Source organism: Cupriavidus sp. DB3, assembly GCF_020418465.1.
Taxonomy (GTDB): domain Bacteria; phylum Pseudomonadota; class Gammaproteobacteria; order Burkholderiales; family Burkholderiaceae; genus Cupriavidus; species Cupriavidus cauae.
This window is the reverse complement of record NZ_JAIZPL010000002.1, coordinates 392053-412983: the sequence shown is the minus strand read 5'-3', so window position 1 is coordinate 412983 and position 20931 is coordinate 392053. Positions and strand designations below refer to the sequence as shown.

Genomic DNA, 20931 nt, shown 5'->3' with positions numbered 1-20931 from the left:
GCTCGCTCCCCCGGGGAGGGAGCACACCGAACGAGCCAAAGAACGAGAATCAAGGAACAACGACATGACAGCAAACCTGCAATCGTGGATGCCGCGGCTGGCCACGCTGGCCGCCGCGCTGGTGCTGGCAGGCTGCTCGCTGGCGCCGACCTACAAGGTGCCGGAAACCGCGACCGCCCCGGCCTTCAAGGAGGCCGAGGCCGCGCAGGCCGAAGGCGCCCAGTGGAAGGTGGCGACGCCGGCCGAGGGCGTCGAACGCGGCCAATGGTGGAAGGTATTCGGCGACGCCGAACTCGATCGGCTGATCGACGCGGCCAACAGCAATAACCAGGACCTCGCGGCGGCGGCCGCGCGCGTCAAGCAGGCGCGCGCCTTCACCGGCGTGGCCGAAGCCGACCTGTATCCGCAACTGAGCGTCGGCCTCGATCCGACGCGCAGCCAGCCGTCCGCGGCCTCGCTCGGTTTGCCCGACGGCACGCCGGTGTCGCCGCGCACCGTGCTGCGGGCCCGTGCGATCGCCAGCTACGAGGTGGACCTGTTCGGCCGCGTGGCCGACAGCGTCCGTGCCGCGCGCGCCGAGGGCGAAGCGGCCGAGGACCTGTTCCGCTCGGTGCAGTTGACCTTGCAGGCCGACGTTGCGCAGGCCTATTTCGTGCTGCGTACGCTCGACGCCGAGCGCCAACTGCTGCGCGCGACGATCGCGCTGCGCGAGGACGCGGTGCGCCTGCTCAAGCGCCGTTTCGATGCCGGCGAGACCACCGACCTCGACCCCGCACGCGCCGAGGCCGAGCTTGGCACCGCCCGCGCGGATCTGGCCGATATCGAGCGCCGTCGCGCGAACCAGGAGCATGCGCTCGCCGTGCTGACCGGCGTGCCGCCGTCGCAATTCGCGCTGGCCGAACGTCCCTTCGACGCCGCGCCGGTGGCGATTCCGGCCGGCTTGCCGTCAGACCTGCTCGAGCGCCGGCCCGACATCGCGCAGGCCGAGCGCCTGATGGCGGCGGCCAACGCGCGCATCGGCGTGGCCAAGTCGGCGTTCTTCCCGCGCATTTCGTTGACCGGCGTGTTCGGCTTCGAGTCCAGCGAGCTGTCGAATCTGTTCCGCTGGTCCTCGCGCGCCTGGCTGCTCGGCCCGCTGATCGGCTCGACCATCGCGGCGCCGATCATCGACGGTGGCCGCAACCGCGCCAACCTGGCCGCGGCGCGCGCCCAGCATGAAGAAGCGGTCGCTGCCTACCGGCAGACCGTGCTGGTGGCGTTCCGCGAGGTCGAGGATGGGCTGGCCGATGTCCGCTGGCTGTCGCAGCAGGCCAGCGCGCTCGACAGCGCGCTCGCCGGGGCTCGCCGCGCGCAACGCATCTCGCGCAGCCGCTACGATGCCGGCGCGGTCGACTATCTGACCGTGATCGATGCGGACCGCACCGTGCTGCAATCGCAGCGCGCGGCCAATCAGGTGGCGGGCCTGCGCGCCGCCGCCACCGTGGCGCTGGTGCGCAGCCTCGGCGGCGGTTGGGGGCCGGTGCAGGCGTCGAGCGACGCGGCGGCACGGTGATCGCGGTCAGGGTGATCGCGGCCAGCGTGATCGTGGCGAGGCAATAAAGCAACACGCCCGCTGTCTGCTGTGCGCAGGCAGCGGGCGTGCCGCAACAAGGGGAGAGGCCGGCGTGACCGGCCTCTTTTTGCATCCAGGATCAGAGCAACATGCCGCCCGAGGCCTCGACCCGTTGCGCGTTGATCCAGCCGGTGCCCGGGGCAAACAACGCCGCCACCACGGCGCCGATATCGTCCGGCTTGCCGGGGCGGCCCAATGCGGTCACCGAAGAAACGAAGGCGTTGACTTCCTCGTTGTCGCGCACGACGCCGCCGCTGAAGTCGGTCTCGATGGCCCCGGGCGCCAGCGTGTTGACGCTGATGCCGCGCGGGCCCAGCTCCTTTGCCAGATAGCGCGTCAGCACTTCGACGCCGCCCTTCATCGTCGCGTAGGCCGAGTAGCCCGGCAGCGCGAAGCGGGCAAGGCCGGTCGACACATTGAGGATGCGCCCGCCGTCGGCGATCAGCCCGAGCAGGGCCTGCGTCAGGAAGAACGGCGCCTTCAGATGGACGCGCATCAGTTCGTCGAACTGTTCTTCGGTGGTATCGGCAAAGGCGGCATGCACGCCGATGCCGGCGTTGTTCAGCAGGAAATCGAAACGGCTGCGGCCCCAGCCGGCCAGCACCGACTCGACCTGTGCCGCGAAGCCGGGGAAAGCGCGGCTGTCGGCCACGTCCAGCTGCAGCGCGGCGGCGCGCCGCCCCAGCCGCTCGATCTCCGCGACCGCGCTGTCGGCCTCGGCGCGCTGGCCCCGGTAGGTCAGGATCACGTCGGTGCCCTGGCGGGCCAGGTGGATCGCGGCATTGCGGCCCAGGCCGCGGCTGCCGCCGGTGATGACGGCGATGGTGGAAGTTGTGGTCATGAAGTGGACTCCGGATAAGGGGGTTGGGGGTTTCGCGTTGCGGATCGGGGTCGAGCCGCGTGAATCCACTTTATTGATTCGTCCGTGACGCATAAACTGGCGTGGCGCGATAGCTCTGTTTTCCATCGCTAAACAATTGCTCGGACAACCCACCCCATGGACTCCCTCGACACGCTGCGCATCGTTCTGCGCGTCGCCGAACTCGGCGGCTTCGCCCGGGCCGCGGACAGCCTCGAGCTGTCGAAGGCCGCGGTATCGATCGCGGTGCAACGGCTGGAGGCCAGCCTCGGCACCCAGCTGTTCCATCGGACCACGCGCCGGGTCCAGCTGACCGCCGACGGGCAGGCGTTCTACGAGCGTGCCCGCGATCTGCTCGATGACATGGACGAGCTGCACGGGATGTTCCAGCGCGACGGCGGGGCGCTGAAGGGCCGGCTGCGCGTCGACATGCCGGCCGGCATGGCCTCGATGTTCGTGATTCCGCGGCTTCCGGAATTCCTCGACAGGCATCCCGAGCTTTCCATCGAAATCAGCGGGACCGACCGTCGTGTCGATGTGGTGCGCGAAGGCTTCGACTGCGTGGTGCGTGTCGGCACGCTGGAGGACAGCAGCCTGGTGGCGCGGCCGTTGGGGGCGATGCGGCTGATCAACTGCGCCAGTCCCGGCTATCTGCGTCGCCATGGCGTGCCTCGCACCATCGACGATCTTCGCGATCATCGGCTGGTGCACTACGCCAGCACACTGGGGCAGCGCCCGCTCGGCTTCGAATACCCCGATGGCGCCGGCCATGCGGCGATGCCGATGGCGGGCGCCGTCACCGTCAACAACGGCGCCGCGTACGAAGCCGCGGCGGTCGCCGGACTGGGCATCATCCAGGCGCCAGCCACGGCGATGCAGGCCAGGCTGGCCGCAGGCGAGCTGGTCGAAGTCCTGCCGGATTTCCGGCCGCCGGCGATGCCTGTCACGCTGCTCTATGCGCAGCGACGCAATCTGCCGCGGCGCGTGCGCGTCTTCATGGACTGGATCGCGCAGGTCCTGGCACCCCACCTCGAACCGGTGTCCTGACGCGCGCGCCGTGCTTGCAGATCGCCGAGGCATGGGCGCGTACGGACGGCCGCCCCGTGAAGTGCCCACGTTGCTGCGGTACAGTCGAGGCCATGAGCAAGCCCCGTCCCATCGAGCCCGCCCACGACCATGACGATGCCGCGCTGCGGCAGCGCGCCGCGCGCCGCAGCACGCTGGTCAGCGTGGCGGCCAATCTGGTGCTGACCGTCGCGCAGGCCGTCACAGGCATCGTCGCCGGCTCGCAGGCGCTGCTGGCCGATGCCGTCCATTCGCTGTCGGACATGCTGTCCGATTTCATCGTGCTGTTCGCGGGCATGCACAGCGGCAAGGGGCCCGACGAAGATCACCAGTACGGCCACCAACGCTTCGAGAACGCGGCTTCGCTGGCGCTCGGCGTGCTGCTGCTTGCCGTCGGCGTGGGCATGCTGTGGTCGGCGGCCGGCAAGGTCGATCCCGCGGGCGACACGCCGCCGGTCGGCATGGCCGCGTTGTGGGTCGCGCTCGGCACGCTGGTGCTGAAGGAATCGCTGTTCCGCTATCTGCTGTCGGTCGCGCACCGCGTGCGCTCGAGCATGCTGGCGGCCAACGCCTGGCATTCGCGCTCGGATGCCGCGTCGTCGCTGGTGGTCGCGCTCGGTATCGGCGGCAGCCTGCTCGGCTATCGCTGGCTCGATCCCGTCGCCGCCATGGTGGTCGGCCTGATGATCATCCGCATGGGCTGGCGCTTTGGCTGGAATGCGATGCAGGACCTGATGGACCGCGGCGCGGACGCGCACACCGTCGAGGCAATCCGGCACAGCCTGTTGTCCACGCCGGGCGTGCTTGGCGTACACGACCTGCGTACGCGCAAGATGGGCGACCTGATCCTGGTCGACGTGCATCTGGAGATGGAGGCGATGCTGACCGTCGAGCAGGGCCACGCGATCGCGATGGAGGCCCGCCGGCGCGCGATGGAAAACCGCGACGTGCTGGACGTGATGACCCACATGGACCCGGTGCGCCGTGGCGGCGCCACCGTCGACCGCGCAGCCGGCTAGCGCTTGCGCAGCGGCGCGAGCAGATGCGACAGGCCGTTGTGGTCGAGCTCCTGCATCAACGCCAGCAACCGCCCGATCTCACCCGGCGGAAACCCTTCGCGCGCAAACCAGTTCAGGTAATTGCCCGGCAGATCGGCGATCAGCCGGCCCTTGTACTTGCCGAACGGCATGGTGCGGGTGACGAGGAGTTGCAGGTCTTCGGGGTGCATGGAGATAAGGGGGCCGCAACTGCGCTTGCCGGCGGCTCGTCGCCTTGTCGCGGTTGCCCCATATCGTAGCGGATCCATGGCGGCGTCCTCACGTGTCGGTCCCCGGGAGCAACTGTGCCCCATCAACCGGCCTCGGCCCCCGCCGCACACGCAGGCAACGACGGCCGTGCCCGTTCCAGCCGCACGCTCCAGGCCGCGACCGCCAGTGCCGACAGCGGAGCCAGCGCGGCAACCCAGGGCAGGGCGGTCAGGCCTGGACCGTGGTCGATCACCATGCCACCGAGCCAGGCGCCCAGCGCATTGCCGAGGTTGAAGGCGGCGATATTGAAGCTCGACGCCAGGTTCTGGCCCGGTCCGCGCGCGTGCCGCAGCACGCGCAGTTGGAGCGGCGACACCGTGGCGAAGGCCGCGATGCCGAGGATGCCGACGAAGGCCACCACCGCGACCTGGTGGTGGATGGCGAAGGTCATCAGCGCCAGCACAGAGGCGAGCGAGAGCAGCGTGGCGAGCACCGCGGCGACCGGACGGCGGTCCGCCAGCCTGCCACCGAGCAGATTGCCGACGATCATGCCGGCGCCGAACAGCAGCAGGATCGGCGACACCGCCGCCTCGCCATAGCCGGCCACCTTGGTCAGCAGCGGCTGCACGTAGGTGATCACCGCGAAGATGCCGATGGCCTGCAGGATCGTCATGGCCAGGCCCAGCATCACCTGCGGCCGCACCATGGTCGCCAGCTCGTCCTTCAACGAGGCCGGCGCGCTGTGGTCGCGGCTGGCCTTGACCAGCATGCCGATCACGACGAGCGATACCAGCCCGATCAGCGTCATCGCCCAGAACGTCGAACGCCAGCCCAAATGCAGGCCCAGCCAGGCGCCGGCGGGCATGCCGAGCAGCGTGGCCAGCGTCAGGCCGGAGAACATCACCGAGATCGCCGAGGCGCGGCGGTCTTCCGGCACCAGGCCGGTCGCCACCACGGCGCCGACGCCGAAGAAGGTGCCATGCGTCAGCGAGGTGATCACGCGGGCGATCATCAGCGTGGTGTAGTCGGGTGCCAGCGCGCAGGCCGCGTTGCCGACGGTGTAGATCACCATCAGCGCCAGCAGCACGGCCTTGCGCGGCATGCGGCGGGTCAGCAGCGTCAGGATCGGCGCGCCGGCGGCGACACCGAACGCATAGCCGGACACCAGCATACCGGCCGAGGCGATCGACACGTGCAGGTCGGCGCTGACCTGCAGCAGCAGGCCCATGATCACGAATTCGGCGCAGCCGATGCCGAACGAGCCGGCGGTCAGCGCGTAGAGCGCCAGCGGCATGCCTGCGCGCGCGGGCTTGGCAGGAGGCTTGGCAGTGGGTGGGGTGGTGGACGGGGTGGTGGACGGGGTAGTGGCGGTAGGCGGGGCGGCCATGACAACTCTCCTATTGGAAGGCCCGCAGTTTGCTCGCCTGCATCTTTTTGAAAAACCGGCGGTATCATGAATCAGTTTCAATATCCGATTGATAGTCATGGACCGAATCGGCGATATCGCGCTGTTCCTGCGCGTACTGGACCTCGGCTCGATCAGCGCTGCCGCGCGCAGTCTCGACCTGTCGGTGGCCGTGGCCAGCCAGCGCCTGAAGCGGCTGGAGCAGGACCTGAGCGTACGCCTGCTGCACCGGACGACGCGCCGGCTGCACCCGACGCCCGAAGGCGCGGCGCTGGCCGAGCAGGGCCGGGGGCTGGTCGAGGAACTGGAGGCCCTCGGCAGCTCGTTGCGCCGGGCCGGTGGCGAGGTCACCGGTACGCTGCGCGTGACCACGGCATCGTCGTTCGGCCGCCAGTACCTGTCGCCGCTGCTGCCCGAATTCATGGCGCGGCATCCGCAACTTCGGCTGAACATTCATCTGGACGACCGCGTGGTGGATCTGGTCAGTGCGGGCTTCGACTTGGCGGTTCGCATCGGCGCGCTCGACGATTCGACGCTTGTCGCGCGCAAGCTCGCCAACAATCGGCGGCTGCTGTGCGCGTCGCCGGACTATCTGCGCCGGCATGGCACCCCGCGCACGCCGGAAGAGCTGGCCCAACACGAATGCCTGGTGCTGGTGGGCAGCCAGGGCAGGCAGGACCTGTGGCGGCTCGAAGACCGTGACGGCCGAGAGATTGCTGTGCGGGTGCGGGGCCGGATCGAGGCCAATACCGGCGAATTGCTGTCGGACGCGGCGCTGGGCGGTCTCGGCATCGCGCTGCATTCGTACTGGCATGTCTGCCCGATGCTGCGTGCCGGCCGTCTGGTGCAGGTGCTGCCGGACTACCAGATCCCGGACACGGGCATCTATGCGGTGATGCCGCAGCGACGACTGGTGCCGCCGCGCGTGCGAGCGCTGGTCGATTTCCTGGCCGAGCGCTTCGGCGATATCCCGCCGTGGGAGCGCGACAGCGGACTCAAATGACCGCGCGCGCGGTGCCGATCCGCTCGAGCACGAAACGCACGCGCGCCGCCACGTCGACGCGCGGCAGCTCGATCAGCGTATAGCCGCAATCGCGATAGGCCTGTGCGACCGCGTGGCAGGTCCGTTCGGCCTCGTCCAGGCTCTGCTTCCGCTCGGCGTCCTGCCGGTAGATTTCCGGCCAGGGCGGTGCGATGAAGACCTGCTGGCGATAGCGGAAGGCGGCGGCGGCGCGCAGCAGATGGTCGGGCACCGGCAGCTCGCACAGCCGCAGGTAGCCGATCACGTCCGGCACGCCGCGGTCGAACAGCACGGGGCCGGGATGCCGCTGCGCCAGACGATAGGAGCGCAGTTCCCAGGCCAGCATCGCTTCGGCGAAGGCCTGCCGGTCGCGCCATGGCAGCGCGGGTCCGTCGATCGCGATTTGGTCCTGGATGATGCCGCGACCGGCTTCTTCCGAGCGGGCATAGCCTTGCCGCTCCAGCGCATCGATCAGCGTGCTCTTGCCCGAGCCTGGGCCGCCGGTGAAGACGATCAGGCGGTCGATATGGCCGGCGACGCCGGCTGCGGCATGGTCTTCGGTCTGGTTGAAGCTTGGTGCCGACATTGGCTTCTTCCTGGATGATTGGAATTTCGGGGCGCTGCGAATGGTGAAGCATGGACGGCCGGGCGCGTGCCGGCTTACTTCGACGTCGCGATGCGCGCCGTCAACAACGGATAGGGATTGATCGCACCGGTCGGCGTATAGATGCCGTAGTGCAGATGCGGCGGCGTGCCGCGCGCGTTGCCGGTATTGCCGACATACCCGAGCACGGTGCCGGGCGTGACGCGATCGCCGGGCGCGATCTCGCCATAGCGGTCGAGGTGGGCGTAGTAGTGCATCTGCCGGCCCGGTCCCATGACCCAGACCACCTGGCCACCGAGATTGTTGGTGCCGACGCGGGACACGATGCCTTCGGTGGCCGACACGACCTCGCGACCGCGCGGCGCGAAGATGTCGATGCCCTGATGCTGCCGGCCGCCGGAGCGCGGGGCGTTCCAGGTATCGCGCAAGGCGTTGGCCGGTACGCCTGCGACGGGCACCGGCAGCGCTTTGGGCGCCGGCATCGCCGCGAGGCGCATGCCGTAGAACACGCGGTCCAGCACCGGCTGGACGCGTGGCCAGGCCCACCATGCCGCCGCCGCGAAGGCCGCGACCCATAACCACCCCGAACGCCTGCGCAGGATCGACACGGGGTCAGGCTGCCGCGGTGTTCGCCGATCGGCGCGGACTCAGGCGGTTGCCCTGGCGGTCGCAATCGGCACGCCGGCCTGCAGCGTCAGCGTGACCGGCGTCTTGCCGGCGATCTCCAGCAGGCGTTCCCATTGCTCGTCGCTCAGCGCCGCCGACGCATGCAGCGTGCGTTCGATGCGCGTATCGCCGTCGCGGTTTTTCAGCAAGGTCAGCTCGACGCGCAGATCGCCGAGGTCCCAGCCCTTGCGGTCCGCATACATGCGCAGCGTGATCGCCGTGCAGGCACCGAGCCCGGTCAGCACATAGTCGTACGGAGCCGGCCCGGCATCCTGCCCGCCCGCCTTGGCGGGCTCGTCGGCCACCAGCTGATGCTTGCCGGTGGTGATTTCGTGCCGGTAGTTCGGTCCGGCGGCGCGGACACTGGCGTGGGAAACCGGGGTCATGACGGGCGGCTCCTTGCAGGGGAGGGAAAGAGGGGAAAGATGGGACGGTACCGAAAATGCTGACTGCCGAGGCCGGTGCCGGAGCGGTTCACACTATCACTTAAGCGCTCTCGCGTACAGCCAGCCTCGGTGCCAGGGCTCCCGGAATCCCGGTCGATCCCTCGTCAGTTCCTCGTCAGTCCCTCGTCAATTCGTCGTCAGCACCCGCACCGGTCCGCGCCGTTCCAGCATGTCGACGACGACATGCCGGCCCGAGCGCCGCAGCGCGACGTCGGCCGAGCCGCCCCCGACCGCCAGATTGCGGAAGACCACCTCGTCGAGGAAGGCCGGCAGCGCCGGCTCGTCGAAGGTGATATGCACGCGCTCGGTGTCGAAGCCGAGCCCGAGGCTGGCCTGCAGCATGTATAGCGGTGCGGCCGCGGCCCAGGCCTGCGGGGTGCAGGCGACCGGATAGAAGGTCGGGCCCTGCGTGCCCTGGCGCGGGAAGCCGCAGAACAGCTCGGGCAACCGGCGCAGGTCGATATAGGTGGAGGCCGCGAACAGGCCCTCGAAAATCCGCGCGGCTTCGCGATGGAAGCCGTAGCGCGCCATGCCGCCCGCGATCAGCGCATTGTCGTGCGGCCAGACCGAGCCGTTGTGATAGCTCATCGGGTTGTAGCGCGCCTCGGTCGACGCCACGGTGCGCACGCCCCAGCCGCAGAACGACGTTCCCGACATCAGCGTACGTACCACCGCGGGGGCGCGCTCGGGCAGCGCGATGCCGGTCAGCAGCGCATGGCCGGCGTTCGACGTGCGCACCCGGCATGGGCGCTTGTCGCCATCGAGCGCGAGCACGTAGGTGCCGAGCGCCTCGTCGAAGAACTCCGCATCGAAGGCCGCGCGCAGGGCCTCGGCGCGCGCCGCGCATTGGGTCGCACGCTCGGTCATGCCCAGTTGCGCGGCGATATCGGCGCCGGCCTGCCAGGCGCCGTAGACGTAGGCCTGCACCTCCGCCAGCGCGATCGGGCCCCTGGCCAGCGTGCCGTCCGCATGGAAGACCGAGTCCTGGCTGTCCTTCCAGCCCTGATTGACCAGCCCTTCGGTGGTGCGCCTGCCGTACTCGACGAAGCCGTCGCCATCGCGGTCGCCATAGCGCTCGATCCATTGCAGCGCGGCCTCGAGGCTCGGCCACAGCCGCTGCAGCGTGCCGAGATCTCCGGTGCGATGCAGATAGGCGCCGGCCAGCATCACGAACAGCGGCGTCGAGTCGATGCTGCCGTAGTAGCGGCGAAACGGCACCTCGCCGAGCTCCGCCATCTCGCCGTGCCGGACCTCGTGCAGGATCTTGCCCGGCTCGGCGTCGGCGGCCGCATCGTTCTCGGTGGCCTGGTTGGCCGCCAGATAGCCGAGCACGCCGCGCGCGATATTCGGGTCCAGCCACAGCGTCTCCAGCGCGGTGATCAGCGCATCGCGGCCGAAGACGGTGCTGAACCACGGAATGCCGGCATAAGGGTAGGGACCCTCCGGCGTATCGGTGATCAGCATGTACAGGTCCGACACGCTGCGCCGGACCGCCTCGTTGAAGATCTCGTTCGAGGTCACGATCGAGGCCGCGCGCGAGGCCGAGTTGCGCAGCGCCCGCCGGGCGTCGCGCAGCGCGCTGAAGAAGGCGCAGCGGGTCTGCTGCGGAATCTCGCCGATACCGCAGCGGATCTCGACGAACAGCAGGCGCGCCTCCTTCGGCTGGATATCGAGCGTGAAGCGCGCGCAGTTGCCGGTCAGCCGGGTCGGCGCCGGATCGAACAGCAGCGCCGTGTGCCGGCTCTGCTGATCGAGCCCGGTATAGCCGAGGATGACCCGATTGTTGCTGATGCGGGGCGGATGATGTTCGCCGCGGCGCTCGCGTTTCGAGCCGCGGACCTCGAACAGGTCGGCGAAGTCCGCCGCGAACGCGAGTTCGAGCTGGATGCGGCGCGGCTTCTCGTCGAAGTTGCGGATGATCAGCCGTTCGTAGCAGGTCGCGTTCCACAGGAAGCGCGAGCGGCGCAGATGCAGCAGATCGTGTTCGATCATCAATTTGCCATCGCCGTCGAACAGATCGGGATTGGTCAGGTCGCAGGTCAGCGTCGCGTTGTCGTCGCGCAGCGTCGACGACAGCAGCATCGGCCGCGCGCCGTCGATCGACAGGAACAGGTGCGACAGGTGGCGGGTGTCCCGATGGAATATGCCCTCGGGACTGCCGGGGCCGGACAGCGCATCGCCGTTGTGGTCGAACACCGCGAAGGTGTCGCCATGCTTGAGCGTGCGCGGCCTGCGCTCCTGCAGCGACGCGGCGGCCGGGATGAAGAACTGGGCGAGCTGGGTACCGCCGGGCCCGGTGGGCGCCGGCGCGTGGGAGGCAGCAACAGTGCTGGCGGTTGGCATCGTCGCGATCCTTTGCGGTTCAGGCGAGGGCGGGCAGGCCGACACGGTCGCTGCCGGCCACGCCGCCCACCGTTGCACCCATGGCTCGGCGCAGCAGCGCACCGGCGCTGACATCGGCCAGGCTGCGATAGATCTCGACATACTGCTGCGCCATTCGTTCCACGGTGAAGCGCTGCTCGAAGGTCGCGCGGATCCTGCCGCGGTCCAGTTCGTCGATGCGTCCGACCGCCTGCGCGGCCTGCTCGATGTCCTCGACGATAAAGCCGGTCACCCCCTCGTCGATGACTTCGGGCACCGAGCCGCAGCGATAGGCGATCACCGGCGTGCCGCAGGCCATCGCCTCGATCATCACCAGGCCGAAGGGCTCCGGCCAGTCGATCGGGAACAGCAGCGCGCGCGCGTTGCCGAGGAATTCGGCTTTCTGATGCTCGTTGATTTCGCCGATGAACTTGACCTTCGGATGCGCGGCGATCATCGGCGCGATGACTTCGTCCCAATAGGCCTGGTCGGCCTTGTCGATCTTGGCGGCGATCTTCAGCGGCATGCCGGTGCGCGCGGCGATTTCGATGGCGCGATCGGGCCGCTTTTCGGGCGAGATGCGGCCGAGGAAGGCCAGATAGCCGCCCTTCGCCTCGGCGGTGAAAGGCAGCAGGTCGCGCGGCAGGCCATGGTGCACCGTGCCGACCCAGTTGACGGGCGGCATCGGGCGGCGCTGGTCGTCGGAGATCGACACCAGCGGAAATTCGGGGAAGGCGCGATAGAAGGGCACCAGGTCGGGCAGATCGAGCCGGCCATGCAGCGTGGTGACGGTGCGCTCGGCGATGTCGCGGATCAGCGGGAAATGCAGCAGGTCGATGTGGAAGTGCAGCACGTCGAAGTCGTCGGCACGCCGGCGGACCTCGTCCAGCATCATGATGTGATAGGGGATCGGGTCTTTCACCCTGGGATCGAGCCGTAGCGCGATGTCGGAGCCGCGTACCAGCCGGGCGGCGGTCCTGGAGTCGCCGCTGGCGAACAGGGTCACGTCATGACCCTGGCGGACAAGCTCTTCGGTCAGATAGGACACGATGCGCTCGGTGCCCCCGTAGAGCTTGGGCGGGCAACGCTCGGCAAGCGGGGCGATCTGGGCAATCTTCATCAGCAAACCTCCTCTTCAAGCGAAGTTGACTGTCCGGAAGCCGCACGGCCGCGATGGCCGATGCGGCGTGGGTGCCGTTCCAGAGAAGACGGGCCGACGCCAAATTAAGGGCTGCTGTGTGACCTTCAAGAGCCGCCCGGCAAAAATTTTTTTGGGCGGCGCGTAGCGGCGCCGCCCTCTTCAGCTAGTTATATGCGATGCGGAAGCGGTGTGAAGGACGGGCCGCATGCGGCCCTTGCCGGCCGGTGGTCCGACGGCGTCAGCGCTCGCCATTGCCGTCGCCGAGGCCATGCCGGGCATGCCATTGCGCCAGCGATTCGTCGGGCCACTGGCGGCAATGGACATGCCCCTTGCCGCGCGGCACGTCGACCCAGGGCGCGGCATAGTCCAGCGCCGCCTCGACGACCTCCGGCGGGCGCGGCAGCGGGGTGTCGATCGCCGACGCATGGGGATGGACCAGTTCCGGCCAGCGCGGGTCCCACAGCCACAGCGGGCTGCCGCATTGCAGGCAGAAATGCCGCGACGCCGGCGAGCGGGTCGCGCGCTTGCCGGGCTCGCGCATCACGGCGTGATAGATGCCCAGATGCTTGCTGCCGCGTACGCGCAGCGTGTTGGCGTCCGCGCCGAGATTGATCGCATAGCCGCCGGAGCCCGCGGTCTTGCGGCAGATCGAGCAATGGCAATGCATGAAGGGGTAATACGAAGACGACTCGACGCTGAAACGCACCGCGCCGCAATGACAGGAGCCTTCCAGATGCATGGCGACCTCATATCCAGGAGTGGTGGATCGAGGTTCCTATTGTGGAAGCTGGCCGGCGGAATACCAATCCAATACCAGGCCTGTACCAGACCAATACCAGACCAATACCAGACCAATACCAGGCCGATACGAGGCCGATACCAATGCAATGCGCCTATCGGTCAGCAGCGAAGACGCCGCGCCAAAACAAAAAACCCGCCGATCTTGCGATTGGCGGGTTTTCTGCTTTTGCTGGCGGAGTGGACGGGACTCGAACCCGCGACCCCCGGCGTGACAGGCCGGTATTCTAACCGACTGAACTACCACTCCTTGTCGGCTTGCCTGCTGGTGCCGCTGCAATGGCTGGCATGGTTGCCGGCATTGCAGCGATCGGTCCAGTCGGCGTCCGGATGCATGGCATCCGGTCAAGCTGGCGTCCCCTAGGGGATTCGAACCCCTGTACTCACCGTGAAAGGGTGATGTCCTAGGCCTCTAGACGAAGGGGACTGGAACCGTTTCGCATTGACGCTGTGTTTTGCGTCGCGAGGGGCGCAAGTATAACGCCGATTTTTTTGCATGTGAAGCCTCTTCGATGCGATTGGCGAATCGGCGGGTCCGACAGATGCCTATGGCATCATTCCGGCACGACAACATGAGGATGGACATGCTTCAGGACACGCACAGCAAGCTGATCGGTTATTTGCTCTGGATCTTCGGTTTTACCGGCTCGCATCGCTTCTACTATGGCAAACCGGTGACCGGCACGATCTGGTTCCTGACGCTCGGCCTGCTGGGCATCGGCTGGCTGATCGACCTGTTCCTGATTCCGGGCATGGACCGGGATGCCGACCGCCGCTTTACCTCGGGCCGCGTCGATTTCAATATCGCCTGGATTCTGCTGACCTTCCTCGGCATCTTCGGCGTGCATCGGATGTATATGGGCAAATGGCTGACCGGCCTGCTGTATCTGGTGACCGGCGGCTTCTTCCTGATCGGCGTGCTGTACGACTTCTGGACGCTCAATGACCAGGTGTCCGACAAGAACCGCGTGTTCTCCTGAGCTTCTCCTGAGCGGCGGACCGCGTCCCATGCGCACGGAGCGCTGAACCATGGCAGGCAGGCAAGGCACCCTCGGGCTGAAAGGCATCGCGCTGCTGGAGGCGACCAAGGGCGCGCTGGTGGTGCTGGCCGGCATCGGCCTGGCGGCGCTGCTGCATCGCGACGCGCAGGCGCTGGCCGAGGCCATCGTCGCGCGCCTGCACCTGAATCCCGGCAGCCGCTATCCGACGATCTTCCTGTCGCTGGCCGCGCATCCCGACGATCCGCGCCTGTGGGCCATCGGCGCGTCGGCCGCGATCTATGCCGCGATGCGATTCGCCGAGGCCTATGGCCTGTGGCACGAACGCGCCTGGGCCCAGTGGCTGGGCGTCTGGTCCGGTGCGATCTATATTCCGGTGGAACTTTACGAAGCGGCGCGGCATCCGACCTGGATACACATCGGCGTGGCCGTCGCCAACGTGGCGATCGTCGCCTATCTGGCCGCGAGCCTGGCCCGCCGGCGCGGCACGCCGCGATGACGGGCGCCTGATGCCGGCACGGCCCGGGCATCGGGGCGGACAGGGGGATCGCCAGGGGAACAAGCGGAACGAGGGGACGAGAGGGCCCAGGGGGACTCTCGAAGACCGACCACGCGAGGAGCCAGACATGCCTGAATCGAACGATCCGACCCGATCATCGGCCGATCCATCCGCACGGCCGCGGCATTTCTCGATGATCCGCGAACTGGCGCTGGCCGACGTCTTTACGCTGGCCAATGCGGCCTGCGGCATGGCATCGGTGTTCTTCGCGATGTTCTACATCGACAGCCAGTCGCTGCGGCACTTCCTGATCGCGGCGGCCTTCGCGCCCGCCGCCTTCTTCTTCGACGTGATCGACGGCCGCGTCGCGCGCTGGCGCCACGCGCATTCGGCGCTGGGCCGCGAGCTCGATTCGCTGGCCGACATCATCTCGTTCGGCGTCGGTCCCGCGACGCTGGCCTTTGCCGCCGGCATGCGCGGCGGCTGGGATCTGCTCGCGCTGATCTATTTCGTTTGCTGCGGCGTCAGCCGGCTCGCGCGCTTCAACGTCACGGCCGAATCGCTGTCCGGCGCCAGCGGCAAGGTGTCCTATTTCGAGGGCACGCCGATCCCGACCAGCGTGGTGCTGACCGGCGTGCTGGCGCTGTGCGCCTGGCAGGGCCGCATCGGCGATGCGCTGTTCGGCGGCGCCTGGACGCTCGGCCCGGCGGTACTGCATCCGCTCGTGCTGCTGTTCGTGCTGTCGGGCTCGCTGATGATCAGCAAGACGCTGCGGATTCCGAAGTTCTGACGGGGTGATCGTCCGCGGCGATCGTCTGCGGCGACCGGATGCGGCCCGCGAATGCGGCCACCGAATGCGGCCACCGAATGCGACGACCGGATTCGGCGATCGGCTATCGCAGCGACAGCCACACCGTCTTCGGTTCGGTGAAGTTCTGCAGCGCCGCGTCGCCATGTTCGCGGCCCAGCCCCGAATCGCCGGCACCGCCCCAGGGCAGCCGGACATCGGTATAGCCGTAGGTATTGATCCATACCGTGCCCGCCTTCAATTCGCCGGCGACGCGATGCACGCGCCCCATGTCCGCGCTCCAGACCCCGGCCGCCAGGCTGAACGCGGTGCCGTTGGCGATGCGGATCGCATCGGCCTCGTCGTCGAAGGGAATCACTGCGGCCACCGGGCCGAAGATCTCCTCCTGCGAGATGCGCATCGCGTGCGCGACGTTGGCGAATACCGTGGGTGCAACGAAGTAGCCGCGCTCGCCAACCCGCATGCCGCCGGCCACCACTGATGCCCCTTCCTGCTTGCCGATCTCGATATAGTCGAGCACCGTCTTCAGCTGCGCGTTGGATACCAGCGGCCCCATCGTCGTCTCGGGCAACGCCGGATCGCCGACGCGGATCGCGTTGGCCCGTGCCGCGAGCCGCTCGACCACCTCGTCGTAGATGGCGCGTTGCGCGAGGATGCGCGATCCCGCGGAGCAGACCTGGCCGGCATTGAAGAAGATGCCCGATGCCGCGGCCCGTACCGCCGCGTCGAGATCCGCGTCGGCAAAGATCAGGTTGGCCGATTTGCCGCCGAGCTCGAGCGTGACGCGCTTGAAGTTGCCGGCCGCGCCCTGCATGATGCCGCGGCCCACGCCCGGCGAGCCGGTGAAGGTCACCTTGTCGACGCCGGGATGGCCGACCAGCGCATCGCCGACCACGCTGCCCTTGCCGGTGACGATATTGAGCACGCCCGGCGGCAGGCCGGCTTCGAGCGCGAGTTCGCCGACGCGCAGCGCCGACAGTGGCGTGATTTCCGCGGGTTTGACGATCACGGTGCAGCCGCATGCCAGCGCCGGCGCGATCTTCCACATGCCGATCATCAGCGGGAAATTCCACGGCACGATCGCGGCCACCACGCCGACCGGCTCGCGCACGGTATAGGTCAGCGCGTCGGGGCGGGCCGGTATCACGTCGCCGTGGATCTTGTCGGCCCAGCCCGCGTAGTAGCGCACGGTGTCGATCACCGCCGGCAGGTCCTGCCGGCGTACCGCGGCCAGCGGCTTGCCGGCGTCGAGGCTCTCCAGCGCGACCAGCTCGTCCCGATGCGCCTCGAGCAGGTCGGCAAAGCGCTGCAGGATGCGGCCGCGTTCCGCGGCGCGCATGCGGCTCCAGCCCTTCAGCGCGCGGCGCGCGGTCTGCACCGCGAGGTCGACCTCGGCCGGGCCGCCCTGCGCGACCAGCGCGATCGGTCCCTCGGTGGCGGGATTGATATCGGTCGAATAGGCGCCCGAGATCGGCGCGACACGCTCGGCGCCGATCAGCAGGTCATGCTGCGGCAGCGAGGACGAATTGGGCCAGATCGGCGAATTCGGCGAGGGCAGCGAACTCGTTGGCGGCAAAGGCGACGGCATGATGGCTCCTCACGGGATCGACCCGGTGCAGTGTCGATTCAGTGTTGGCAAGCCGCGGACCAAAGTCCAATTAATAGATCGGATTGATTTATCCGAAAAAGTTATGGCGCCGGCGCGTCCGGTTTACCGGGTCGATCCGGCTGCTTGGTCTCGCCCGGTTCGTCAGGTCCGTCCGTTCCCTCGCCGGGGCGCACCGTGCGTGCTTGGGCCGCGAGCGGCGGGACCAGCCCCACGATCGCCGCATGCAGTTCCGCGGCGACCACGGGCTTGTGCAGCAGCACGGTGCCGCTCGCATGCACGCTGCGCAGCCGGTCCGCCGCGGTATCGCCGGTGATGACGATCGCCGGTACCGCCTCTCCCAGCTGCTTGCGCAGTGCCGCCATCGCCTGCAGGCCGTCCCGGTTTCCGCGCAGCCGATAATCCGCCACGATCAGGTTGGGCCGGAACGCCGGCAGGCAGGCCAGCGCGTCGCGCTCGGACTCCGCCGCCCGGCAGTTGCATTGCCAGCCCGACAGCAGCTCGGTCATCGCCAGCCGGATATGCGGATCGTCGTCGATGACCAGCGCCCGCACGCCCGGCAGCGGTTCCAGCTGCATCGGCGCATCGCTCGGCAGCCGATGTACCAGCGCCTCCATGCCGGCCGGCGGCAGCCAGACCCAGGGCAGCGCCATGCGGAACACCGAGCCGCGCTGTGGCGTCGAGGCGAGCGTGACATCGGTGGACATCGTTCGCGCGAGGCCGCTGGCGATCGACAACCCGAGTCCCAGGCCCTTGCGCTGATCGCGCTCGGGATTGCCGAGCTGATGGAACTCCTGGAAGATCGCCGCGTGCTGCGACGCCGGGATGCCGATCCCCGTGTCCCATACCTCGAGCACCGCATGCTCGCCGCGCCGGCGGCAGCCCACCAGCACGCCGCCGCGCTCGGTATAGCGGATTGCATTGGCGATCAGATTGCGCAGCACCAGCTCGACCAGCGCCGGATCGGCGAACACCGCGCAGGTCGTCTCGCGCGTCCGGTAGACCAGCCCGCGTGCTTCCGCCAGCGGCGCGAACTCGTTCTCGAGCCGGTAGAGCAGCGGCTGCAGGCGAAACGCCATCGGCCGTGCCTGCACCACGCCGGCTTCGAGCTTGGAGAAGTCCAGCAAGGTGTTCAGCATTTCCCGCGCGGCGTCCGAGGCCGCCTCGATATGCGTCAGCAGCTGGCGCTGCTTGTCATCCATCGAGGTGCGGCTCAGCGAGACCAGAAACAGGCCGAGCGCATGCAGCGGCTGGCGCAGGTCGTGGCTGGCCGATGCCAGGAACACCGATTTCGCGCGGCTCGCCTGCTCGGCCGCGCGCTGGGCGGACTCCGCGCGCGCCGTCTGCTCGCGCAGCTGCCCGATCAGTTCGATATTCTCGAAGCGCAGCGCGATCGAATGCCGCGCCACGCGGGCGTAGTTGCGCGCGAACACGATCAGCACGATCAGATAGAGCGGCGTCGCCAGGAACATCGGCAGATAGTCGGGGTCGCCGGTGGCCAGGAAGCTGATCCATACCGGCAGGATCGCCGGCACGAAAAAGCCGACGGCGACCGGCAGGCAGGCCGAGAACACGGCCAGCGCCGCGGCGCTCATGCCCGCGATCAGCGACAGCACCGAAATGACGATCGGCGGCTCGCGGACATCGAGATAGAGCAGCGCGATCACTCCCCACAGCGAGCCGATGCAGGTCAGCAGCATCGTCATCCAGCGCGCGTAGCAAGGCGCTGCGGCCTCGGTGGTGCGTTCCGGCATCCGCTGCCGGCCGACCAGGCCGTAGGCGCAGGCCAGCGTCATCGCGATGGCCCACGGCAACGCCAGCGGGCGATCGCCGGACAGCACCAGCCCGGCCGTCAGGAACCAGGATGCCAGCGCGCAGCCGATCATCGCGACGCTGAAGCTCTGGTCCAGCAGATCCATCTGGGCGGCCAGCAGCCGTCCCTCGTCGAAGCGCGGCAGCAAGGGCAGCCGCCAGCGGCCGCTGGCGCGCTTCACCGCGCGGCCTGGATCAGGCCACGCCGCTGCGCCTCGATGATGGCCTCGACGCGGCTGACCACGCCAAGGTGATCGAGGATGGCGGCGACATGCACCCGCACCGTGTTCTCCGACAGGCCGAGATGGTGCGCGATGATCTTGTTGGAACGGCCCAGCGCCAGTTGGCTCAGCACCTCGAGCTGGCGCGGTGTCAGCTGGCTGGGACGGTAGCGGGCCGCATCCGTGGCGGACGGGTCCGGCGCGATGGCGTCATCCGCATGGCAGAAGTAGCTGCCGCCCTGCAGGCAGCGCGCGATCGCCTTCTCGATGCGCGTGGCGTCCGCCGATTTGGGCAGGAAGCCGGCCACGTCCTTCCGCACGTCGGGGGGAATCGCGTCCGGGCCCGAGGTACCCGAGACGATCAGGATGCGCGCCGCGGGAAAATGCCGGCGCAGCACGCGCACGCCCTCGATGCCGTTCAGGCCCGGCAACTGGATATCGAGCAGGATGATATCGACCGCGGCTCCGGCATGGTCCTGCACCGCCTCCATCACCGTGCCGGCCTCGACGATCGCGGACACGCTGGCGCTGTCGGCCAGCAGCAGCCGCAGGCCGGTGCGGAACAGCGTATGGTCGTCGATCAGCAGCAGGCAGGCATCGGGCATGGCGGTCGATAAGGGCCGGTCATCGGCGTGGCGGGCCGCTAGAACCTTGCGGTCGGGGTATCGCATGGCAGGGTGAAGGCGCGCGGATGGCGGCCGGCGGCCCTTGCCAGTGGTGGATTGGAATCGATTCCCGACCGCTTGTCCATGCCTGCCGATCCGGGTTGCCTAGTCCGGATGGATTATTGGCGTGGCTGGCGCGTGATGCGAGGATGCGTCCTGAGCGGAACCGCGACTCGCTCATACCACTTTGAAGTACCCGCACCTCCCGGCTGCGGGTATTTTTTTGCCCGATCGCTGCTCGGCGACATGGCCGCCATGCAGCGCATGCATTCACGATCGCGATTGCGCCGGCCATGCCTCGCCATGTCCTTCGGTGTCGGTGCGATGTCGGTGCGATGTCGGTGCGATGTTGGTGCGATGTTGGTGCGATTCCCGCGGCCATCATGCCGCCCGATCCAGCGGCCAGACCCGCGTATCGCGCGGCGTATCGAAACGATAGTCGCTGTAGGTCCGCGCAAACAGCTCGGCGCCGAGTCGCTCGGCCTGCGCGATCGCATCGGTCGGATCGCGTACCACCTCGCCGCGGCGATTGCCGGTACCCCGCACCACGCCTGCCAATTGCGAATCGGTATAGCGGGCATACTCCTGCAATTGATGAACGATGCCGAGCGCCGCGCCGGCATAGCTTTCCTCGGACGCCAGTACCAGGCCGAGGCGCTTGCGGGCCAGCTTCGGCACCACGGTGGCCGAATCCGGATGCGAGGCGGCGTAATAGCAGAACATCCGGTCGAAGAAGGCCTTGGTCTGCGCCGACAGGCCATACCAATAGATCGGCGAGCAGAACACCACGCCGGCCGCGGGCAGAAAGTCCTGCAGCAATAGGTCGCGATAGCCGTCGTCGATGCCGCAGCTGCCGTCGGCGCGCCGGCATTGGCGGCAGTCGCGCAGCAGCCCGCCGATATGGTCGTCGAGAAAGCGCAATTTGACCGGGTGGCCCGCTCGCTCGACGCCGCGCTGCACCGCGTGCGCCATCGCCGCCGAATTGCCGTCGCGCCGAGGGCTGCCCACCAGGATCAATACCGGCCCGGAAGGAAGAGTTTGGTAGAAAGTCGTATCCGTCATCATGTTCCTTGCATTGCGTGGTAGGGACACGGCGA

At 68.3% G+C, this 20931-nt stretch carries 20 protein-coding genes and 2 tRNA genes; 7 read left to right on the top strand and 15 right to left on the bottom strand.

Annotation, left to right across the window (positions count from 1 at the left end; translation table 11 throughout):
* Positions 1 to 64 precede the first annotated feature (64 nt).
* Positions 65 to 1552, top strand: a complete 1488-nt coding sequence (locus K7G19_RS07665) for an efflux transporter outer membrane subunit (protein WP_150082859.1) — start codon at positions 65 to 67, stop codon at positions 1550 to 1552.
* Positions 1553 to 1691: 139 nt separating this feature from the next.
* On the opposite strand, the gene K7G19_RS07660 is transcribed toward K7G19_RS07665, so the two are convergent.
* Positions 1692 to 2453: an SDR family NAD(P)-dependent oxidoreductase gene (locus tag K7G19_RS07660; protein ID WP_149316372.1), complete on the bottom strand. Its 762-nt coding sequence runs from the start codon at positions 2451 to 2453 to the stop codon at positions 1692 to 1694.
* A gap of 156 nt (positions 2454 to 2609) precedes the next feature.
* Between K7G19_RS07660 and K7G19_RS07655 the strand changes: the two genes are divergently transcribed.
* Together K7G19_RS07655 and K7G19_RS07650 are read left to right on the top strand one after the other, a co-directional pair.
* Positions 2610 to 3518, top strand: a complete 909-nt coding sequence (locus K7G19_RS07655) for a LysR family transcriptional regulator (protein WP_226106693.1) — start codon at positions 2610 to 2612, stop codon at positions 3516 to 3518.
* 92 nt (positions 3519 to 3610) lie between these two features.
* Positions 3611 to 4555, top strand: a complete 945-nt coding sequence (locus tag K7G19_RS07650; RefSeq protein ID WP_149316370.1) for a cation diffusion facilitator family transporter — start codon at positions 3611 to 3613, stop codon at positions 4553 to 4555.
* Here the strand turns inward: K7G19_RS07650 and K7G19_RS07645 are convergent.
* Both K7G19_RS07645 and K7G19_RS07640 read right to left on the bottom strand, forming a co-directional pair.
* Positions 4552 to 4764, bottom strand: coding sequence for a DUF3820 family protein (locus tag K7G19_RS07645; protein ID WP_149316540.1), 213 nt, complete (start codon positions 4762 to 4764; stop codon positions 4552 to 4554). The genes K7G19_RS07650 and K7G19_RS07645 overlap by 4 nt on opposite strands.
* Positions 4765 to 4886: 122 nt before the next feature.
* On the bottom strand, positions 4887 to 6077 hold the full coding sequence (locus tag K7G19_RS07640) for an MFS transporter (RefSeq protein ID WP_150082915.1): 1191 nt from the start codon (positions 6075 to 6077) through the stop codon (positions 4887 to 4889).
* Positions 6078 to 6267: 190 nt separating this feature from the next.
* On the opposite strand from K7G19_RS07640, the gene K7G19_RS07635 reads away from it, so the two are divergent.
* Positions 6268 to 7191, top strand: a complete 924-nt coding sequence (locus K7G19_RS07635; protein WP_226106691.1) for a LysR family transcriptional regulator — start codon at positions 6268 to 6270, stop codon at positions 7189 to 7191.
* Here K7G19_RS07635 and K7G19_RS07630 read toward each other — a convergent pair.
* From K7G19_RS07630 to K7G19_RS07595, 8 genes are all read right to left on the bottom strand, one after another.
* Entirely contained in the window at positions 7184 to 7795 is a 612-nt protein-coding gene (locus K7G19_RS07630) for an AAA family ATPase (protein ID WP_226106689.1), read from the bottom strand. The two genes, K7G19_RS07635 and K7G19_RS07630, sit on opposite strands and share 8 nt — an antisense overlap.
* 74 nt (positions 7796 to 7869) lie before the next feature.
* Positions 7870 to 8421 carry a M23 family metallopeptidase gene (locus K7G19_RS07625; protein ID WP_370639509.1) on the bottom strand — a complete coding sequence of 184 codons (552 nt, stop codon included), beginning with the start codon at positions 8419 to 8421 and terminating at the stop codon, positions 7870 to 7872.
* Between the two features lie 39 nt (positions 8422 to 8460).
* On the bottom strand, positions 8461 to 8865 hold the full coding sequence (locus K7G19_RS07620; protein ID WP_226106687.1) for an OsmC family protein: 405 nt from the start codon (positions 8863 to 8865) through the stop codon (positions 8461 to 8463).
* Between the two features lie 186 nt (positions 8866 to 9051).
* Complete coding sequence (locus K7G19_RS07615) at positions 9052 to 11268, bottom strand: amylo-alpha-1,6-glucosidase (RefSeq protein ID WP_149316367.1); 2217 nt, start codon at positions 11266 to 11268, stop codon at positions 9052 to 9054.
* 19 nt (positions 11269 to 11287) lie between these two features.
* Positions 11288 to 12406, bottom strand: coding sequence for a glycosyltransferase family 4 protein (locus K7G19_RS07610; protein WP_149316366.1), 1119 nt, complete (start codon positions 12404 to 12406; stop codon positions 11288 to 11290).
* A 259-nt stretch (positions 12407 to 12665) separates the two neighbouring features.
* The gene (locus tag K7G19_RS07605) at positions 12666 to 13166 is read right to left on the bottom strand and encodes a GFA family protein (protein ID WP_226106685.1); all 501 of its coding nucleotides are present in this window, start codon (positions 13164 to 13166) and stop codon (positions 12666 to 12668) included.
* Between the two features lie 232 nt (positions 13167 to 13398).
* Positions 13399 to 13475 (bottom strand) — tRNA-Asp (locus K7G19_RS07600).
* Positions 13476 to 13576: 101 nt separating this feature from the next.
* Positions 13577 to 13652: transfer RNA gene (locus K7G19_RS07595), tRNA-Glu, on the bottom strand.
* 157 nt (positions 13653 to 13809) lie between these two features.
* Between K7G19_RS07595 and K7G19_RS07590 the strand changes: the two genes are divergently transcribed.
* The 3 genes from K7G19_RS07590 (at position 13810) to K7G19_RS07580 (ending at position 15512) form a co-directional block, all read left to right on the top strand.
* Positions 13810 to 14205, top strand: coding sequence for a TM2 domain-containing protein (locus K7G19_RS07590; RefSeq protein WP_223129660.1), 396 nt, complete (start codon positions 13810 to 13812; stop codon positions 14203 to 14205).
* A gap of 49 nt (positions 14206 to 14254) precedes the next feature.
* Entirely contained in the window at positions 14255 to 14722 is a 468-nt protein-coding gene (locus K7G19_RS07585) for a DUF2127 domain-containing protein (RefSeq protein WP_149316363.1), read from the top strand.
* 193 nt (positions 14723 to 14915) lie between these two features.
* Entirely contained in the window at positions 14916 to 15512 is a 597-nt protein-coding gene (locus K7G19_RS07580) for a phosphatidylcholine/phosphatidylserine synthase (protein ID WP_226107055.1), read from the top strand.
* A 103-nt stretch (positions 15513 to 15615) separates the two neighbouring features.
* Here the strand turns inward: K7G19_RS07580 and K7G19_RS07575 are convergent, their stop codons facing one another.
* The 4 genes from K7G19_RS07575 to K7G19_RS07560 form a co-directional block, all read right to left on the bottom strand.
* Complete coding sequence (locus K7G19_RS07575) at positions 15616 to 17118, bottom strand: aldehyde dehydrogenase family protein (RefSeq protein ID WP_226106683.1); 1503 nt, start codon at positions 17116 to 17118, stop codon at positions 15616 to 15618.
* Positions 17119 to 17219: 101 nt separating this feature from the next.
* Positions 17220 to 19055 (bottom strand): hybrid sensor histidine kinase/response regulator, encoded by a 1836-nt coding sequence (locus tag K7G19_RS07570; protein ID WP_226107053.1) that lies wholly within the window; start codon positions 19053 to 19055, stop codon positions 17220 to 17222.
* 71 nt (positions 19056 to 19126) lie between these two features.
* Positions 19127 to 19774 carry a response regulator transcription factor gene (locus tag K7G19_RS07565; RefSeq protein WP_150082852.1) on the bottom strand — a complete coding sequence of 216 codons (648 nt, stop codon included), beginning with the start codon at positions 19772 to 19774 and terminating at the stop codon, positions 19127 to 19129.
* Between the two features lie 441 nt (positions 19775 to 20215).
* Positions 20216 to 20896, bottom strand: coding sequence for a flavodoxin family protein (locus K7G19_RS07560; protein WP_370639508.1), 681 nt, complete (start codon positions 20894 to 20896; stop codon positions 20216 to 20218).
* Positions 20897 to 20931: the final 35 nt, after the last annotated feature.

Excerpts from the sequence above, each read along its gene's own strand:
- K7G19_RS07585 (WP_149316363.1), top strand. The coding sequence starts at position 14,255 with ATGGCAGGCAGGCAAGGCACCCTCGGGCTGAAAGGCATCGCGCTGCTG.
- K7G19_RS07655 (WP_226106693.1), top strand. The coding sequence starts at position 2,610 with ATGGACTCCCTCGACACGCTGCGCATCGTTCTGCGCGTCGCCGAACTC.
- K7G19_RS07665 (WP_150082859.1), top strand. The coding sequence starts at position 65 with ATGACAGCAAACCTGCAATCGTGGATGCCGCGGCTGGCCACGCTGGCC.
- K7G19_RS07620 (WP_226106687.1), bottom strand. The coding sequence starts at position 8,865 with ATGACCCCGGTTTCCCACGCCAGTGTCCGCGCCGCCGGACCGAACTAC.
- K7G19_RS07590 (WP_223129660.1), top strand. The coding sequence starts at position 13,810 with ATGCTTCAGGACACGCACAGCAAGCTGATCGGTTATTTGCTCTGGATC.
- K7G19_RS07565 (WP_150082852.1), bottom strand. The coding sequence starts at position 19,774 with ATGCCCGATGCCTGCCTGCTGCTGATCGACGACCATACGCTGTTCCGC.
- K7G19_RS07570 (WP_226107053.1), bottom strand. The coding sequence starts at position 19,055 with ATGGATCTGCTGGACCAGAGCTTCAGCGTCGCGATGATCGGCTGCGCG.
- K7G19_RS07635 (WP_226106691.1), top strand. The coding sequence starts at position 6,268 with ATGGACCGAATCGGCGATATCGCGCTGTTCCTGCGCGTACTGGACCTC.
- K7G19_RS07660 (WP_149316372.1), bottom strand. The coding sequence starts at position 2,453 with ATGACCACAACTTCCACCATCGCCGTCATCACCGGCGGCAGCCGCGGC.
- K7G19_RS07650 (WP_149316370.1), top strand. The coding sequence starts at position 3,611 with ATGAGCAAGCCCCGTCCCATCGAGCCCGCCCACGACCATGACGATGCC.
- K7G19_RS07630 (WP_226106689.1), bottom strand. The coding sequence starts at position 7,795 with ATGTCGGCACCAAGCTTCAACCAGACCGAAGACCATGCCGCAGCCGGC.
- K7G19_RS07580 (WP_226107055.1), top strand. The coding sequence starts at position 14,916 with ATGATCCGCGAACTGGCGCTGGCCGACGTCTTTACGCTGGCCAATGCG.
- K7G19_RS07640 (WP_150082915.1), bottom strand. The coding sequence starts at position 6,077 with ATGCCGCTGGCGCTCTACGCGCTGACCGCCGGCTCGTTCGGCATCGGC.
- K7G19_RS07575 (WP_226106683.1), bottom strand. The coding sequence starts at position 17,118 with ATGCCGTCGCCTTTGCCGCCAACGAGTTCGCTGCCCTCGCCGAATTCG.
- K7G19_RS07610 (WP_149316366.1), bottom strand. The coding sequence starts at position 12,406 with ATGAAGATTGCCCAGATCGCCCCGCTTGCCGAGCGTTGCCCGCCCAAG.
- K7G19_RS07615 (WP_149316367.1), bottom strand. The coding sequence starts at position 11,268 with ATGCCAACCGCCAGCACTGTTGCTGCCTCCCACGCGCCGGCGCCCACC.
- K7G19_RS07605 (WP_226106685.1), bottom strand. The coding sequence starts at position 13,166 with ATGCATCTGGAAGGCTCCTGTCATTGCGGCGCGGTGCGTTTCAGCGTC.
- K7G19_RS07560 (WP_370639508.1), bottom strand. The coding sequence starts at position 20,896 with ATGACGGATACGACTTTCTACCAAACTCTTCCTTCCGGGCCGGTATTG.
- K7G19_RS07645 (WP_149316540.1), bottom strand. The coding sequence starts at position 4,764 with ATGCACCCCGAAGACCTGCAACTCCTCGTCACCCGCACCATGCCGTTC.